Genomic DNA, 18,008 nt, shown 5'->3' on the forward strand with positions numbered 1-18,008 from the left:
AACATGATAGATTAGCTAAAATTCAAATTCCTCAGAATCATGCAGAATTTTCTCGCTATAAATCCTCTTTATAAACTATTCTTGTACTCTTGCGGCGTCTTCCCGTATTGGGATTTAAACAACTTAATAAAATACTGCGGTTTCTGATAGCCGATTTCATGCGCAATTTGACTGATTCTCAAATCCTTGTACTTCAACAATTGAACCGCCTTCTCCATTCGCAAGCGGAGCACATAGTTCGAAAAGTTCTCTCCGGTTTCCTGTTTAAACAGGTTAGATACGTATACGGGATGAAGATTAACATTATCGGCTACCGCTTGAAGAGTTATATCTTTTATATTTCCTTGGATGAACCGGCGGATTCGCTCCATCAGATCAGAGCGTATATTGTCCGAGCGTCTGTCACTGTAGGCTTTGATTTGGACATAGCTGCTGAAGGCCCATTCTTTTAACGGTTCATCACTCCAGCTGGCATCCATTTTCAGCATCTTTTCGATATCTCTTCCAAACACCTCAAAGATTCGTTTACCTTTCTTATGCAAATAATAAGCATATGCTTGCAGCAGGGTAACGTATATTTCAATCCCGTATTCACGGGCTCCACTTCCCGCCCCTTCAAGTTCACTGAATATCAGTTTCAGCTTACTCTCAAATGCCGTCCATTGCTCGATATCGATTAATTCAATTAAAGTCTGGGGGCGATAAAGCTCTGCCAGCGGCTGGATTTCAAACATTTCTTTCTTTTGCGTCACATGAAAAAAGCTTTCCGTTTGATAGCCAATATAATCGGTATATATCGATAAAGCAGAATGGTACATGGATAGAATATCTTTTGGGAAACCTCCCCAATCGCTTATGACCAGGGAAACCTTCGATTTTAAATACAATTTGATCTGATGTTGGGAGAGTCTGGCCAAGTCTTCTATGATCGCAGAGTCCGCTTTGTCTGGTTGCTCCAGATTGGTTTGAACCAGAAAAATCAAATAATCATGTGAATCTTTACAGTGCATGATATTAAATTTCTCCGAAAAAACTTCTTCCACGATGTTATACATAGCATATTCAATCAATGAGAGGCTATAAAGATCCGTATTTGAGTAATCCTCCTCCACCCTCATACATAAGAGAATGGTCTCCCTTTCAACAGAAAAGGGAAGTCCGTATAGTTGAATCTTGTCCTTCAAAACAGATAAGGGATAATTTTTACCGGAGATCAAATCAAACAATAACATTTCTCTTAATTTGGGCAAACTCTCCCGGAAACGGTAAACAAATTTTTGCTGATTTAATAATTCATTTCCTTCTTCTGTAATTTTAACGATAATATTGCGAAGAGTTTGCTCCAGTTCCTCGTTCGAGACTGGTTTGAGCAGATATTCAGCTACTTGCTGTTGGATAGCTTCCTTCGCATATTGAAATTCATCATAGCCGGTTATAATAACGGCCTTCGTATTTTTCCATTTCTGATTTATTCGAGCGATCAATTCGAGCCCTGTCATTCCGTTCATATGAATATCCGTGACCACAATATCAACGGAATGGTAATTCAGCAGCTCCAGGGCCTCCTCGCCGGAATATGCCTTATAGACATTGGTGATCCCCATTTGCTCCCACGGAAGTCCTATCGCCAGGCTGTCAACCAAATGGGTATGATCGTCTACGATTAATATTTGGTACATCCCTTCCCCCTCCTTAGGTTAAGACTCACCTTCCCTACTGCTCCAACATAATTCTACGCAAAGTCCACCTAGCTTCGATTGACTGAGCAGCACGCCTGAGTCACCGCCATACATCAAACGCAGGCGTTGATGGACATTTTTGAGTCCGGATTCTATTTCTTCGTTAGTGGACTGAATCTTCATTCTGATAGATTCGATCACTAAATAATCAATTCCTGTGCCCGTATCCTCAACGGATACATGATTCATGCCTTCCTCTCTCCACACGCGGATATGAATCATTCCATAGTCGGAATGATTATTGAACGAATGAAGGATTACATTTTCGACAAGCGGCTGAACAATTAACCGTGGAACTTCCAAGTCTTCCATCTGCGGCTCAACCTCAATATGAAATTCAAAATCATCTCTTAACATACAATGTATTTCCAGATAAAAATGAATCAAATCCAGCTCTTCTTTCAGCCGTACCATCTTATTCCCCGTTTTAGTCGTGTAACGATAGTACTTGCTCAAATTCATAGTCATCGAAACCGCTGCCTTGTCTTCATTTAACTCAATCATACTTTTGATATAAGCAAGGGTATTGTATAGAAAGTGCGGATTGATCTGCGATTGCAGCTGCTTAAGCGTCGCATCCTTTGACCGGAGTTGCTCTTTGTACACATCCTCGATCAGTTCCTCTATTTTTGACGCCATGGAGTTGAATTTTTCATACAACAACCGATATTCCCCTTCAGGTTTGTCCGACATTCTTACGGAATAGATGCCCTTCTCGATCAAGTTCATGTTCTTGAACAGTTTTCGGAATGGAATTTGAATATTCCGGTACATCACAAAGGCAAGATATGCCCCCATAAACAGAAGCATACCGCTTATCACATAAAACATAGTCTGGTTCCGGCTGATAGGTGCCATAATATCACTGATAGGTACATAATCAACAAGATACCACCCTAATGATTCCAGTTTTTGATAATGAACCTGAAACCTCGTCTTATCGGATTTTAGCAGCATGTATCCACTTTCCAACGAGTGGTCGATCTCTCCAAGCCGGGGAAGAAATTCATCAATTTGATTAACATTTACGGAATAATTATAAATAGGATCCATTCCTGGATGGTACAGAAACGGATCTCCCGAACCATTCGTTTTAAATTCAGATAGAGCTCTCCGCAATTCTGCTACACCAAATTTAAGCACGACTCTCATATGCGCCTCGCCTGACTCCGCTGATTTTTCGGGATAAGACAATATCCCTAGGAAATAATCCTCATTAGAATCGGAATAGTATTGCCAAAATGTATCCTGCGCAGGAAGTACTTTTGGGAGTGCATTCAAGCTGGAGTTACTTTTGATGACAATTCCGGTACGAGGATAGAGGACTGCGATCACTGCTTTCCAGTCTCCATAACCGGCAAGACGGTTTATCTCTTCAGAGACAGTTCGGTTGGTTCTGTATTTATCCAGAACATCATCAAGCAAATCAGGATATGCCAAATTTCGTACATCTGTACTTTCATACAGCATTTTCTTATAGGTATCCAGCCGGAAAAACAACTGATCCAACTGATTAGCGAACGTTTCAATCTGATATTGCTTTACCTTAATAATTTCCTCCGTCAGTACATCCTTGCTTGTTCGATTCGACACTGCAAACAGGAGCAGGATCGGGATAAGTAAAATCAACAAAGTGGCAATTAGTTTTGTGAATATGCTGAATCTACTCATGGTCAATCGTCCTCTCAAATCCGCGTTCAGCATCTAAATGCCCTCGCTCAAATTCCGAGAACTGCTTCTTCAGTTCGGTAAAGACAATGTCAAAACCTGCCTTCTTAAGATCTGTAATTGCATCTTGATAATATTCTTCATAATTGGCTAATCCAAAATTAATTGGCTCGAATTTTTCCTTATAAACAGCCATTACCTGCGCTATCTCATTCTTGACAGACGCCTCATTGAAATGAAATCCGAATAGTTTGGAAATGCGGGAGTTCTCGTCATTCTTGAGCATGTCATGAATAATATCGTCCTCTACACTGGCAGGTGCGATAAAATAATCCTTATTTCGCCACATCCATTCGTACATCAGTTGGTCGTTGGTTAATTGCTTGATTTTACCTTTTTCCAGTTCATAATCCTTTCCCTCTACTCCATAAATAATAAAATTATAATTCTCTTGGGTTTGCAGAATCCAATTCATAAACATCATTGCGCGTTCAGGATTTTCCGCTGCGGCCGTAATCATAAAGGCTTCGTTACTTGGGGTAGTGATAAACTTTGGTTTCTCCTTAGCAAGATAATACTCACGGAGCCTCGCATTTGGATCGGCATTCCGTACCGTTTGCAGGTTCTCCATCGCCCTCGAGACTGCACCTACCCGGAAAAGAAGCTTACCAGCATTCTCCTGATCGATCTTCGCTGCCGGATTACCCACCAAATTCTTATCAATGATCCCCATCTTCACCCATGATTCTCGTAAATGAACTACTTTTTTGTATAAATCAGACTCTACATAACTCAAAATTTCTCCAGAATCCTCATCAACCATAAATAACAGCCGCTCATCCAATGAAGAGTAGTTTCGATCTGTCAATTCACGCCACAACATTTCATGTCCTCGGTCTGTTTCCAGATAGCCATAATAGCTTGGATCTATCAGCTGCATTCTTTCATAAAACAGTTCTAAATCAGCAATTGTCTTAATTTCTGACATACCGACCTTCTCCAGTAAATCCTGGCGGACCATGACTGAAGAGAATTTCCCCGCAGAGGTAAATGCCTGAGACGGTATCGCCCAAAGCTTGCCATCAATCACGTTCTGCTTGAAGTTTTCTTCGGGAATATGTTCAATAAGATCCTGTCCATATCGATTCAGAAGCTCATCTAAAGGTTGAATATAACCTTTATAGACAGTGACGAAGGGTGCGCCATACCAGAACAGATCATATTTTTCTCCAGTAGATAAGGCCAGCTCCAGTTTTTGCTGATAATTAGACCATGGAATATAAGTCAACTCAAGCTTCATATTTAAATCTTTTTTAAGCCTCTCATTCAATTCATTTTCAACGAAATCACCCATACGTGCCGACAAATCGCCAGGCATAATCACCTTTAAGGTGACGAAGGGTGCCGGCGCATCTGACGTCAGCTCATTTACTTCAATAGCATTCTGTAAACCTTGCGGACCGGATACGTCCGGGCGGAAGTATTCGCTGTACAACATATAGATTATGGATAGAAAAAAGATCGCAATTATAATAGTGACAGCGGGCTTCTTCATGAACCGCTACCTCCTTCACCATAGAGCCTCATTGCTAGTCTACACTAAATATATGAAAGCGGATACAATATGTATATACCTCTGAGTTGGAACAGGAGCACATGAATTTCATATCATGTGCTCCTGTATTTCACTCAACTATTCAGTTTAAAAATTGGACATACTGCAGCAGCCGTTTAATCATGACAGCAGCTTCTGCCCGGCTTGCATGGGCAGTTGGATCGATTATTGTTGCAGATTTCCCCTGGATGATTTGAGCTGTGAGCAAGGCGGCTACCGGATGTTTTGCCCAAGAACTGACTGAACCGTTATCTGTATATTTCCTGAGAATAGTGTCAATCCCATCACTCGCCGGGACGGATTTGTTCACATAATCCAGCGCTCTGGACAGCATAACAGCCATTTGTTCACGGGTGATTTCTTCACCCGGTCTAAATGAACCATCACTGAAGCCTTCAATGATTCCTGCCTCAGCCGAGGCTGCAAGTGCCCCCGCATACCAGTCTCCTGTAGATACGTCCTTAAAGCCGGCTACCTTACCTAGAGAATTAAGTCCCAAGGAACGGACGAGAATGGCCGCGAACTCTGCGCGGGTTACCGGATTATCTGGTGAAAAGCTGTTAACTCCAACACCGTTTATAATCCGCTTAGAGGCCATTAGTTCGATGTCCGCTTTTGCCCAGTGGCTTTGTAGATCAGCGAACGTCTTAGTGCTCGAAGCTACCGTATAAATACTATTCCCGTTCCGTTTGATTACAGCTTCGGTAATCCCGCCATTATCCAGCAGTAGGGCTGGAACAAAGCTGAATGCCGTTGTATCCGGACTGAACAGGAGTGCAGTGGTTTTCTTCGGATCAATTGAGCCCGGAAGAGTAAGGGTGCGTTCGACATAGGTGCTGCCGAAGCTGTCCAGCTCAATCGACAGACCGTTTACTTGCGCAATGATTTTGTAATCGAATGCTGGAGTGAGCAAGGTCAGACCTTCTTTGCCGGCCTGCTCAGACAATAGCTCTGCTGTGCTGCCTGAAACCCGGTCTATAACTATACTTATGGTCATATCTGCAGGGCTAACGCCAAGCTTCGCCGCTAATGCCGCTACTCCCAGAACTTTGACCGGAACCTTGTAGCTTCCGAAATCCGTCTGAATCACAACGGATGCTTCCGGCAATTCATCCACCACACCTGCAAACGCAGAGGATGGAATGTTAACCTTCACACTTCCGCCGTCACTCTTCAGTTTAATGATTACTGATCCTGATTTGGCTGCAGCCGGATTGTTCTGAAGGGCTTGGAAGGCATCCTGTAGCTTCTTCACATCAATGGCTGCTATTGTTTCGCTTACACCATCCTTATTCGTTGTCCGTTTAAACGTTGCCCCATCCAGCTCCAGAATGATTCCATTATTCTGGATTACGGGTGCTGGTGTTGCAGGAACTGGCGTCGCAGATACAGGTACTGCTGATGTCGCTGCTGGCGGCGGTGTTGATGTGGCTGGTGTCGAAGTCGGTTCAGGTGTCGGCGTCGGTTCGCCTCCAGCAGGCGGGTTCGTATCCGCTGTAACCGTCAGCTTAAATTGCTTTTCTAAATTGCCGTCGGAAGACTTCGCCGTAATAACGGTTTGGCCGACACCTACTGCTGTGACCAGGCCTGCGGCGGATACATAAGCAACTTTAGGATCTGCCGATGACCATACGACCCTTGAATTACTAGCTTCTGCCGGAACTACACTGAGCTCAAGCTTCTTGCTTGCACCTGGAGCCAATTGCAACTGCTCCGGCGTATTCGCCGTTAAGCCTGTAACCCTTACTGCGGTTTGGGCAGAACTATTCGCTACATCTACGCTGCCCAAGCTCAGCCAGCCGCTTTCACCCATCTCAGCATTTGCGAAGCGGAATGTTTTGGCATCAGCATTAATTTCCTCAAGTGGATTCACATAGCGTAACAATATTTCATAGCTTCCATTACCTAATTGCGGATTATCAGCCGATACAAACAGCTTGTTGTTATCAAATCCATTCGTATTCGGAAGAATGTCTTTCAGATCCCAATCCGGATTCCAGATTTTAATGATGTCATTTCCTGATTTGGCTGCAAGCTCTACCTTCCAGTTGTAGTAGAACGGCGCTATTCCTTTGTTCTCAAGCTCTACTCCCACTTTCAGCTTTCCATCTGAAGCGTCCAGATAAGCGGTGGGCACATAATATTCATATCCCATCCTGCGTGAACCTTCAGTGGCTCTCGCCAAAGATGCAGCATCCAACGGAGTCTGGAATATCCCCTGGGCAATCAGCCAGGATGCATGGGTCAAGCCCAGGCTGGTGTAATAATCCTCTCCCTGCGCCCCTTCGATCGGAGTTGACGGTTCATTGTATTTTGGCGGATCATTATTCCACATCTTCACCTGAATTTCCGGTCTCATCTCGCCGCCCATAACGTTGTTCTTCCAGAACTCAGTCACTCCTGCGTCATTCACTCTGCCCCAGAAATGCCAGCCCTGTCCGCCCAGGCTTGGCGGGAGTGTCTGGAAGGCAAAAGAATCATCATGATAACCGACATCGAAATTTCTGGTCTTAAGTGTGCTGTTGTCCATCGGATATCTTAGGACGAGCTGTGTTTGGTCAAAGGCATTGTCCATAGCGGTAAGAACACGCTTCAGGTTAGCATCGGTTGGCATCAGGTTAGGCGATTTCAGATTCCCGTCATACGGATACGTATGCCATTCGCCCCAGAAGCCAATTAATCCGATCATCACCGATCCGATCCGCGGGTCGCCGTCATAACGATTTCCAAGCGCGTTAATGAAATTATCCAAAGCGCCCAGTAAACGCTCATCATTATAGTCAGGCGCTAAGCTCGCGGCATCTTTGCCATTGTCGAATTCATCATAAGCATAAGTCTTCAGCCCTTCGTCCAGCAGGAATTTCGGTATACCTGAAGGTTTGTTCGGGTAGTCCAAATACACCCTGAACACGGATTGATTACCTCTGGAGGCTACCGCTGCTAGCCGTTTATCCAGCTCAGACCAATCAAAGTCATTCAGATTGTTCATCAGCTTGCTAAGCGGCAAATAGAAGAACTCCAAGCTGTAAGGCAGCTGTGTAGGACGATCTCTCCAATCATCGCCTACTTTGAAATAAGCCTCCTCCGAAGCATCGTAGAATGGCAGAAACCCCTTGAGCGGATTATCAACCGGTGCCTGCGCATACTTTAAGATATGAGTTCCGGCCGATGTTACCCAATCTGGCTGACTTGGATGATCAACTGGAGGGTTCTCCGGCCCTTCTCCAGATCCGCCTGTTCTGCCCGCTAATGCATATAATCCAATCTGGTCGATGCTGAGGACATTATCAGCCTGATTGCCAGGACCGAAACCAAACTGAATTTGCAGCACCTTGCTTGCGTCAAACGATGCATCGCAGGCAACGCAGCCTTGCCACTCGGACTGGGCAAACGCGCTCCATGGGATTCTCACCATTCCTGTGTAGCCTGGGGGAATCGACAGGGAACCTCCACCAAGAGTGGATGCCTTCCAGCCTTCTGCTGCATTGTAGAGTTTGACGACGCCTCCTGCTTTTAACGAGAACTCACCTTTCGGCGCATCTGTTACAAGCGAGATATTCAAATCCATATTTTTATTGCTTGATGATGTATGGTTGATCCAGAAGGTAAGTCCATCAAAGGCCGACCAATCCGAATCCGTTCCGGTAAACGCTGCGCGTTTGATATTGACCCAGTCGGAGGCAGCTTTGCCCGGTGGAGGCGTAACAGAGAATTTCATCGCCTGACTGCCATTCGAATAATGAACCTTATCAAGCGTGCGAAGTGTAGAAGGTTCACCGGATTCCCAGTCTATTCTCCAAACGTTCTGCAGAGCGGCATCATCTGTGTACGATTCGAAATCCTCCAATACTTTATCAGCGCGATAGAGTCTGATGTCATCAATCGTGATCACGTTATGAACATATCCTGCTGGCGGATATCCGAACTGAAGCCCGGTTACTTCACTAGGATCCAGCACAGCAGCGCAGTCGGCCTGAACACCATCGCACTGCCAAGCAGATTGTACGAATTGATCCCACGGGATTCTTACAACGCCTTTGAATCCGGCCGGAACATTAAGCGAGCCTCCATTAAATGCCGCTGAATGCCAGCTTCCATCCGCAGCCATCTTCAAGGCAGCCCCGCCATCTTTCAGCCCGAACTCTCCATTCGCTACAGGCGTCTGCAGCGCAACGTTTAAGCTGAAATTCTTGTTATCCGTTGTTGTATTGTCCACCCAGAGGCTTAATCCGTCATAAGCGGACCAATCTCTTAGCTCCGCAGGGATGGCATGAATGATATTCGACCAATCCGAATCCGGGATTGCGACCGAAAGCTTGAGGACTTTGCTTCCGCTCGCTTGGCCCAGCGCCCGTGTAACCGAGCCTGGCATATCGCTCCACGCTTCTGTCCAAGCTTGCCCAAGAGCAGCATTATCCCCATAAGATTCGAAATTCTCAATCAGTCCTGGTGTTTCTGTACCATTACCCGGATTAGTACCAGGGTCAGTTCCAGGTCCAGTACCGGGATCATCATCTGAGTCATACTTATCAGTGAAGTAGATTTCATCAATATATATGGTACCTGTAGTATCCCAAGTAGCTTGTGCTATCGCCACACTCCAGATCGTCTGCGATAAATCCACTCCCTGGGCAGCCAAGTCGATAACGATATCTTTATAGCTGGTTGTTATCGTATCTCCACTGAATTGGCCGAGTGTCTTTGTTACGCCGCCGATACTGATACTAACCTGATTCTCCTCGCCGCCAGCAGCTCCCTTCACGCGGATGACCAGTTTCCCCGTATCTGAAAGATTCCGGCCGATGTTGGTTTCTAGCCGTGACATATTCTTATACTGCAGGACCAGTGCGCCATCTTCGATAACACCAGCGCCGTTCCCGTTGGCGAAACCGCTCGAACCTGTCCATTGATTCAGATCATTTTGGGTGCTTCCGGACCACGTCCGGGTACCATCATAATCATCCACAAGCAGACGTTTTGGCGGCAGCGGTGGTGAAGTCGGAGGTGTTGTTGAATGACTCTCCCCGATTAATACGGGGCCCAAATTGAGCCAGCCTTCTGTGTCTTGATCCGTATTCGCAAATCTCACCTTTTTAGCCTTATTGCTAATGGCCTCTAACGGATTAACGACCTTCATCACTAAATAATAATAGCCATCATTCAAATCCGGAGCAGAAATAGAAGTATCGAAATAATAGGGTTCACCGAATGGGGCGTACTGTGGATCACCAGGAAGATTCCATTCAGGATATGTCCTGATTTGCAATGGCATGACCTTTGTCATATCCCATGAGGTATCCCACTCTTTAATAAGCTTCCCGGATAAATTCTTTACTCCCAGTTCTACTTTCCAAGGATATGCGAAGGGAGCAACGCCATTATTCTGAATGGCTACTCCGACCTTAAGCGGAGCACCTTGGGCAACATTATTATAGTAGGCACTCGTCACATTTAGATCGTAGCCCATCTTTCTCACGCCTGCGGCTACGACCGGATCATTGGCATTATAGTTGCTGATACCGCCTTGGTTAATCATCCAAGTTGCATGCGTCAGTTCAATATCATCCATTGCATTATCCACATTAGTGCCGCCGCTGAAGAAGCTGTTCTGAATTTCCGGACGTACTTCTCCGCCAACAGATTGCGTGATCCATTTATTTTCCGAACCAGCTTCCAGCATTTTGGTCAAAAACGAGTAATAGGTTCCGCCCATACTCTCCGGCTGGGTTACACTCTGCAGCGGATCACCTTCCCTATACCCGAAAGAGTCATCATGGTATCCGATATTGAATTCCGATGCCCCCGGCAAGCCGGGATACCGGACCTCAAGCTTGGTTTGATTGAAAGCAGAATCATAGGCATTGAAGATTGTTCCGATGGTTTCAGCATTAGGCATATAGTTCGGCAAACCATCCGCTTCATCCTCATCATAAGGGTAAGTATGCCACTCTCCCCATAGCCCAACGAGGCCCATATGAATAAATCCGATACGCGAATCTCCGTCATACTTTGCACCGAAAGCCCGGATAAAGTTCGTCAAATAAGTTACCATAGCAGGGTCATCGTAATCAGGCTCGATCTGGTTAAAGGTATCGTTATGACGCATTGTCACTCCACTGTCATGAATGAAATCCGGTATTGCGTCCTCTTTGCCCGGATATTCAAGATATACCCTGATCGCTGCCTGATTCCCTCTTGCTGCAATCGCATTCAGCGCTGGCTCTATACCGGTATCAAATGTATATGAATCAGGGCCGTTCATCACTGCTTTCAGAGGGACATAATACCATTCCAGGCTGTGGGGGAATGAGGTCTCCGTTTCCCAAGGATAGAATGGTGCGAACCCTTTCAACGGGTTGTCGAGCGGACTTGGGGCATACATCAATTCATGCTTGGTTAGTGTACTATCTACTGCTGGGCTTGGATATGGATTAGAGGGTACACGCGCCTGCTCCGGGTCCGCATTGACTGTGCCTGCAGCATTCCCAAAGAACGTACTCAGTAACAAGCATACGATGAGCAATACTTTAAATGATGCCTTCCTAGTATATTGAACAGATAATGGATTCATAGAACCTCCTCGTTAACGCTGTTATCAATCAGTGTGAACGATTTCAGAATGCCAAATGGAAACAGTCGGTTTATCCTTTATGCGCACTGAATGCAATTCCTTCGATAAACTGCTTTTGAAATATAAAAAAGAGGACGATCATCGGAACTACTGCCATGAAGGCGCCTGCCATCAATACCGGGTAATCCGTTCCGAACATGGAGACTAACGTCGCAATACCCGATGACAAAGTCATCTTCTCAGGTGAGCTGTTAATGATAAGGGGCCATTGCAGTTCATTCCATGCCCATTGCAATTGAATAATAACAATCGCAACTAAAGCAGACTTGACTAAAGGAAGCATGATATGCCAATAAATTTGAAATGGATTGCAGCCGTCCAATACTGCCGCTTCTTCCAATTCCTTAGAAATAGTTAGGAAAAATTGCCTTAAAAGAAAAGTTGCGAAAGGACTGATCAGCGAGGTAATCCAAAGGGCAGTCACCGTATTGACTAAGCCCAAGTCACTCATCATCATGTATTGCGGCGTATAGAAAACAGGATTAGGCACCATCATGACCGATATAATCAATGCAAAAAGAAATGAGCTTCCTGGAAATCTAATCCGTGCAAAGGCATACGCCGCCATCGAACTAAATATAACTGGAAACACGGTTTTCATTAATGCCGTAAAAATTGTATTTAAGTAATAATGCGGAAATGCCGATTGCTTGATCGCCTCTATATATCCTCTTAAGTTGGGGGCCTCCGGAAAATAACGGATCGGAATTTGCGTGGCTTCCGTCGTTGACTTTAGCGAAGTTAGCACCATCCATATAAATGGAACGAGCATAGCAATAGCGCTAATCATTAGAATGACATGAACAATCGAGTTAATCTTCCGCGCTGATGTGATCTGCACTTCTGTCTTCCCCCCTTCTTAGTCGTAGACGACCCATTTTTTTTGAAGAGCAAATTGGATCCCTGTCAGTATGACGTTAATAAACAACAATACATTGATAATTGCTGCGCCATAATTAGGATTAAAATAAACGAAAGTGTTTTGGTAATAGGCATAAACAAGTGAACGAACGGATGGAAGTGCTACATTCGTCTTCCCGATAATCAGATAGATGGAGTCGAAAATTTGCGTTGCTCCAATCAAAAGGATGATGCTCGTGAAAAAAAGTGTTGGTGTCAGCATGGGAAGTGTAATATAGCGAAACTTCCCCATTCTCTTGGCACCATCAATCTCGGCAGCTTCATAGAGTGATTTAGGTATCCCTTGCAAACCTGCAAGAATCAACAGCATATTCAAGCCAATTGCCCCCCACACGCCAACGATAACCAACACAAACATGGCATAATTGGGATTAGACAACCAGGCTACACGAGTTCCCAATATATGGTTGATGAGCCCGAAGTCCTGAGCGAACAAGACGACCCAAACCATCGCTGCTGCTGCAGGCATTGTGACTTGAGGCAAGAAAAAAACGACCCGGTAAACGGATAATCCTTTAATCTTCGTATTTAGCAATACAGCAAAAAAAGTAGAAAGGGCAAGTGTTATCGGTACAAACAGAACTACATAGTATAAAGTGTTGCGCAGATTCTGCCAAAACTCTCCATCACTAAATAACTTCACATAGTTATCAAATCCAACCCAATGATTAACGAGTCCGAAATTCTCCGACTGCTGGAATCCCAGCAGAATCGATTGAAGAACCGGCCAGCCCCAGAAAACCAATGTGCCTAGAAGAGTCGGCGCGATCATGAAATAAGCCCATACATATCTGCTTCTGGAATTCAATCTGACCACTCCCTATTCATCAGGGAACGTTCCTGATCTCCAAGAACGTTCCCTGAATCACTTTATTTTAAATAAATGGCTTATTTCGTTTCTTCTATCGCTTGATTCATCATCTCAGCGACCTTCTTCGCAGCTTCCTCAACCGAAATTGCTCCGCCCCACGCTTGCGACATAATCTCAGGCTCTTTCGCGAACCATACCGGGTAAGCTAACGAACCGCTCGGATACGGAGTCGCATCAGCCACCTGTTCCGTGAATATTTTCAGATTCAAGTGAGGTCTCGAAGTTAGCCACGCATCCTGAGTGCCATTGAATGCCGGTATAGCCGCACCCATTTCAGCCGTAATTTGCGCTGCTCTTTCAGATCCAAGGAACTTGAGGAATAACCAAGCCTCATCTTTGTTTTTACCACTTGCGGACATGACATTGCCCAGACCATTAATGATATTAGCTCGTTTCACTTTACCCTTTGGCAATTTAGCCCAATCCCATTTGCCCTTAATAATTTCGCTGCTGTCAATGTCGCTGATCCGCCAGGATCCGTCGAAAATCATCGCTAATCTGCCGGACTTGAACATTTCGGTGGCTTCCGTATCTGTCATTTGCTGATGAGTTGGAGAAGCGCCGTCGAGAGTCATTTGATAACGGGCCTGTAAAGCTTCAATGGAAGCCGGATCATCGTAGCCTGACTTACTCATATCAGCCGATAAAATACTCCCGCCATTAGCCAACATATCGTTCCAATACCCGGTCTGAGTGTCCATTTTCGCCCCAAAGCCATAGATGCCTTTATCAGGCTGACTTAATTGCTTGGCAACCTCGGCAAGCTTGGCATAATCCCAAGTATCGTCTGGATAGGGAATCTTAGCTTGGTCGAAGAGCTCTTTGTTGTACGCCAAACCGATCGTATCAAAATCCTTCGGTATGCCGTAATTTTCACCCTTCAGTGTATATATGGAAGCAAGGTCTGCCGCATAATTATTTAGATCAATTTCTCCAGCCTGTATCTTGCTTGTGATCGGTTCAATGAATTTACCTGTTGCATATTTGACAAATTGACCACCATGCATCCAGAAAACATCAGGCAGTGTACCGGCAGGAGCGGCAGCGGACATCTTTGTCCAATAATCACCCCACGGAATAACTTCGACCTTGATCTTGATATTTGGATTTTCTGCCGTAAACTCCTTTGCAATGGCTTCCATTGCCGGTTGCTGAATTTTATCCCATATGGAATAGGTAAGCGTTACGTTTTTTTGAGGCTTATCAGTCGCTTTCTCAGCATTACCAGCATTGCTTTTCGGACTATTATCTGCTGTATTGTTAGTATTGCTGCTGCAGGCAGCTGTGACCAGAGCAAAAACAGTTAAGACAGTTAGAAACAGAAATGAAAACTTGTTTCTTTTCTTCATAATGACATCCCCCTAATTAGTTATTTAGGCAAATATTTGCGTAAATTCTCACTACGAATCACTTTGCCTCCCTACATATTGATTTTAATTCAATTTTACCTCCCCTTTAAATGCCTCATTTTAAAGATTTGATGCCTAAATATTAAGATAAAAAAGGTTTGCATTGAAATATAGATTAATCCATAATGTTAGTAAATAATTGCGCAAATTATTTCATAACTTAGATTGGAGTGTCTGCGATGACAATTACTGTATTACCTCAAAAAACCGGAGAGTTCTGGTGGGGAGGTGTTATAAACGAAGGGCATTTAATGCCATTTGGCGACCGGCCACATACACGTGACTTACGTTTGACGGATGATAATCAAGCTTCTCCCTTATTAATTTCTAATCTTGGAAGGTATATTTGGTGCGAAGAGCCGTTTGCCTTTTCGTTTAAAGAGAGCAGTCTTACCATCGATCACAAACAGAAGCTATGCCTTGAAGATGGACACGAAACCCTTCAAGGTGCGTACCAGCATGCCTCTAAAAACCATTTCCCCCCTTCCGGCGTTACACCTGACAAACTAGCCTTCACGGCACCGCAATATTGTACCTGGGTGGAAATGTTTTACGAACCGACACAGGAAAAGCTCCTCAATTACGCAAAATCCATTATTAAAAATGGCATGCCCCCTGGTGTGTTAATCATTGACGATAATTGGATGCAAGACTATGGAACATGGGACTTTGATAAACACCGATTCCCCGATCCTGCTAGAATGATCAAATCCTTACACGAATTAGGGTTTAAGATCATGCTTTGGGTGTGCCCGTATGTAAGTCCCGATAGCCTTAAATTCCGTCAATTACTGGAACTCGGCATCTTGATGAAGCATGCTGATGGTGCCCCTGTCCTGAGGAGATGGTGGAACGGGTACAGCGCAATCGTTGACTATACAAGCACAGAAGGCTCGGCATGGTTCAGGCAGCAGTTAGACAGGCTGATTGAAGATTATGGAGTTGACGGATTCAAACTCGATGCAGGAGAACCTCTATTACCTGACCTAATGGATGACATTACAAAAGAGATCGCTTGGTCACGTCCTGTTCGCCCAATGGAAGATTGTGAGTCATATGCCAGATTAGGAATCGGATACGCGCTTAGTGAACTGCGCATGTGCTGGAAACTCGGGGGACAGGCGCTCATTCAGCGACAACGCGATAAAACGCACACATGGAATGCTACGACCGGGCTGGGCGGACTTATCCCTAATGCTATTGCCCAGGGCCTGATGGGATATGCCTACAACTGCCCTGATATGGTAGGCGGAGGAATGGATGGGGACATTAATTCACCCGATTTCCGTTTTGATGCTGAACTTTTTATCCGTTTTGTTCAATGCTCCACTTTATTTCCCGTGATGCAGTTTTCTATGGCGCCCTGGCGGGTTTTGAATGGTGATGAATTGTCCTGGTGTATGGACGCCGTACGGATACGATCAGAGTTAGGGCCTCTGCTATCCGAGCTTGCCAGCCAAGCTGCAGAGGATGGGCTTCCAATTCTGCGTAGTCTGGAATTCGTCTTTCCGCATCAAGGCTTCCATACGATTCAAGATCAATTCATGGTTGGCGAGACCATTCTGGTAGCCCCAGTTATGAATAAAGGTCAAACAGCTAGAAGGATACAATTCCCGGACGGACAATGGCTGGGTGATGACGGAAGCATCGTTGAAGGCCCGGCTCAGGTCGAAGTGAATGCCCCGCTTTCCCGATTGCCATGGTATCGAAAAATCTAAATACTTACATTCAGGAGATAATTCTATGAAAAAAATCAAATTAGCTGTAATAGGGGCAGGAGCAAGAGGTTTTTTATCCTACATGCCTTATGTCCAGAGGTTTCCCCACGAGACGGAGGTAGTCGCAGTTGCCGAACCAAACGACGAGAGAAGAACGCGATTTGCGGAAGCATTCAACCTAACCCCGGAGCAAATTTATTCATCATGGGAAGATCTATTGAACGGGCCTAAGCTTTGTGATGCGCTCCTTATCTGCACACAGGATCAGAATCATTACCTGCCCACAGTTGCCGCTCTCAGGAAGGGATATCATGTTCTTCTGGAAAAACCTATGTCCAACAACCCGATTGAGTGCATTGAAATGGAGAGGATCGCACGTGAAGAAAGGCGGTTGCTTTCAATCTGTCATGTCTCGAGGTATATCCCTTTTTGGAAAAAAATAAAGCAACTCATTCATGAAGGTTTCATCGGAAACCTAATGTCCATTCAACATAACGAAAACGTGGGGTACCTCCATTATGCCCATAGCTTTGTCAGAGGTAATTGGAGGAATGATGTACACTCAAGTCCAATGATACTGGCCAAGTCTTGTCACGACATGGATCTAATCCGTTGGATTGCCGATGCAGATTGCAAGAGAGTTAGTTCCTTTGGTTCTTTAGGCCACTTTCGCGTCGAAAATGCGCCTGCTGGATCAACCAACCGATGTACGGATGGGTGCGAGGTGGAATCCACTTGTCCTTATTCAGCATTACGCTTTTATATGAAAGACCCTACATTAAATCACTTTGCAGCACTCATAACAGATCCGCCTACCGAAACGAATAGAATGAACGCGATATTGAATGGTCCCTATGGCAAATGTGTCTATCGGACGGATAATAATGTAGTGGATCATCAAACGGTAAATATGGAATTCGAGAATGGAGTTACCGTGATTTTCAGCATGTGCGGGTTTACGCGCGATATAAATCGCACCATTCAAATCATGGGGACCAAAGGGGAAATTCGCGGTGATTTACTAAGCGGCTGTATCGATCTATTCGAATTTTCATCAGGGACACAGTCTATCATTCATACCCCAACCAGTGACGGTGGTCATCAAGGAGGCGACGATGGGATCATGCAACAATTCCTTTCCGACCTCCGAAATGAAAGATATATGAATACCTTGACTTCTGCGGAAGCCTCTCTGGAAAGTCATCTCATGGCCTTCGCCGCTGAGGAATCGAGACGAAGGGAGGGCGCCGTTATAGACATGAAGCTCTTCCGCCAATCTCTTACAACAACCTCTCCAAACGGCACACAACATGTTCAAACATCCTAGTAAGTAATATTATGAAGACCGGCTCGCAGAACTGCAGGCCGGTCTTCTTTCACGTCGCCAACTTTGTTCCCCTCCGTTCGGATAAAAATTTAAGGCAATTTTTCGCGCA

9 protein-coding genes are annotated in these 18,008 nt (G+C 45.0%); 2 read left to right on the forward strand and 7 right to left on the reverse strand.

Annotation, left to right across the window (positions count from 1 at the left end; genetic code table 11):
- Positions 1-68: 68 nt before the first annotated feature.
- The 7 genes from CA598_RS18235 to CA598_RS18265 all read right to left on the reverse strand — a co-directional run bounded on the left by CA598_RS18235 (position 69) and on the right by CA598_RS18265 (position 14,794).
- On the reverse strand, positions 69-1,679 hold the full coding sequence (locus CA598_RS18235) for a response regulator transcription factor (RefSeq protein WP_094877393.1): 1,611 nt from the start codon (positions 1,677-1,679) through the stop codon (positions 69-71).
- Between the two features lie 18 nt (positions 1,680-1,697).
- Positions 1,698-3,410: a sensor histidine kinase gene (locus CA598_RS18240; protein ID WP_179281557.1), complete on the reverse strand. Its 1,713-nt coding sequence runs from the start codon at positions 3,408-3,410 to the stop codon at positions 1,698-1,700.
- The gene (locus tag CA598_RS18245; RefSeq protein ID WP_094877395.1) at positions 3,403-4,962 is read right to left on the reverse strand and encodes an ABC transporter substrate-binding protein; all 1,560 of its coding nucleotides are present in this window, start codon (positions 4,960-4,962) and stop codon (positions 3,403-3,405) included. The genes CA598_RS18240 and CA598_RS18245 overlap by 8 nt, the downstream gene beginning before the upstream one ends.
- Positions 4,963-5,104: 142 nt before the next feature.
- Positions 5,105-11,593 carry an S-layer homology domain-containing protein gene (locus CA598_RS18250; protein WP_094877396.1) on the reverse strand — a complete coding sequence of 2,163 codons (6,489 nt, stop codon included), beginning with the start codon at positions 11,591-11,593 and terminating at the stop codon, positions 5,105-5,107.
- Between the two features lie 70 nt (positions 11,594-11,663).
- A complete protein-coding gene (locus CA598_RS18255; protein ID WP_373455836.1) occupies positions 11,664-12,494 on the reverse strand; it encodes a carbohydrate ABC transporter permease in 831 nt (276 codons plus the stop codon).
- Between the two features lie 18 nt (positions 12,495-12,512).
- Positions 12,513-13,382 carry a carbohydrate ABC transporter permease gene (locus CA598_RS18260; protein ID WP_094869502.1) on the reverse strand — a complete coding sequence of 290 codons (870 nt, stop codon included), beginning with the start codon at positions 13,380-13,382 and terminating at the stop codon, positions 12,513-12,515.
- Positions 13,383-13,462: 80 nt separating this feature from the next.
- Positions 13,463-14,794, reverse strand: a complete 1,332-nt coding sequence (locus CA598_RS18265) for an ABC transporter substrate-binding protein (protein ID WP_094869503.1) — start codon at positions 14,792-14,794, stop codon at positions 13,463-13,465.
- Positions 14,795-15,033: 239 nt separating this feature from the next.
- Between CA598_RS18265 and CA598_RS18270 the strand changes: the two genes are divergently transcribed.
- Together CA598_RS18270 and CA598_RS18275 are read left to right on the forward strand one after the other, a co-directional pair.
- The gene (locus tag CA598_RS18270) at positions 15,034-16,572 is read left to right on the forward strand and encodes a glycoside hydrolase family 31 protein (RefSeq protein WP_094877397.1); all 1,539 of its coding nucleotides are present in this window, start codon (positions 15,034-15,036) and stop codon (positions 16,570-16,572) included.
- Positions 16,573-16,597: 25 nt separating this feature from the next.
- Positions 16,598-17,899, forward strand: a complete 1,302-nt coding sequence (locus tag CA598_RS18275; protein WP_094877398.1) for a Gfo/Idh/MocA family protein — start codon at positions 16,598-16,600, stop codon at positions 17,897-17,899.
- The last annotated feature ends 109 nt before the right edge of the window (positions 17,900-18,008 follow it).

It is taken from the genome of Paenibacillus sp. VTT E-133291 (assembly GCF_002264395.1).
Classification (GTDB): Bacteria; Bacillota; Bacilli; order Paenibacillales; family Paenibacillaceae; genus Paenibacillus_AQ; species Paenibacillus_AQ nitricinens.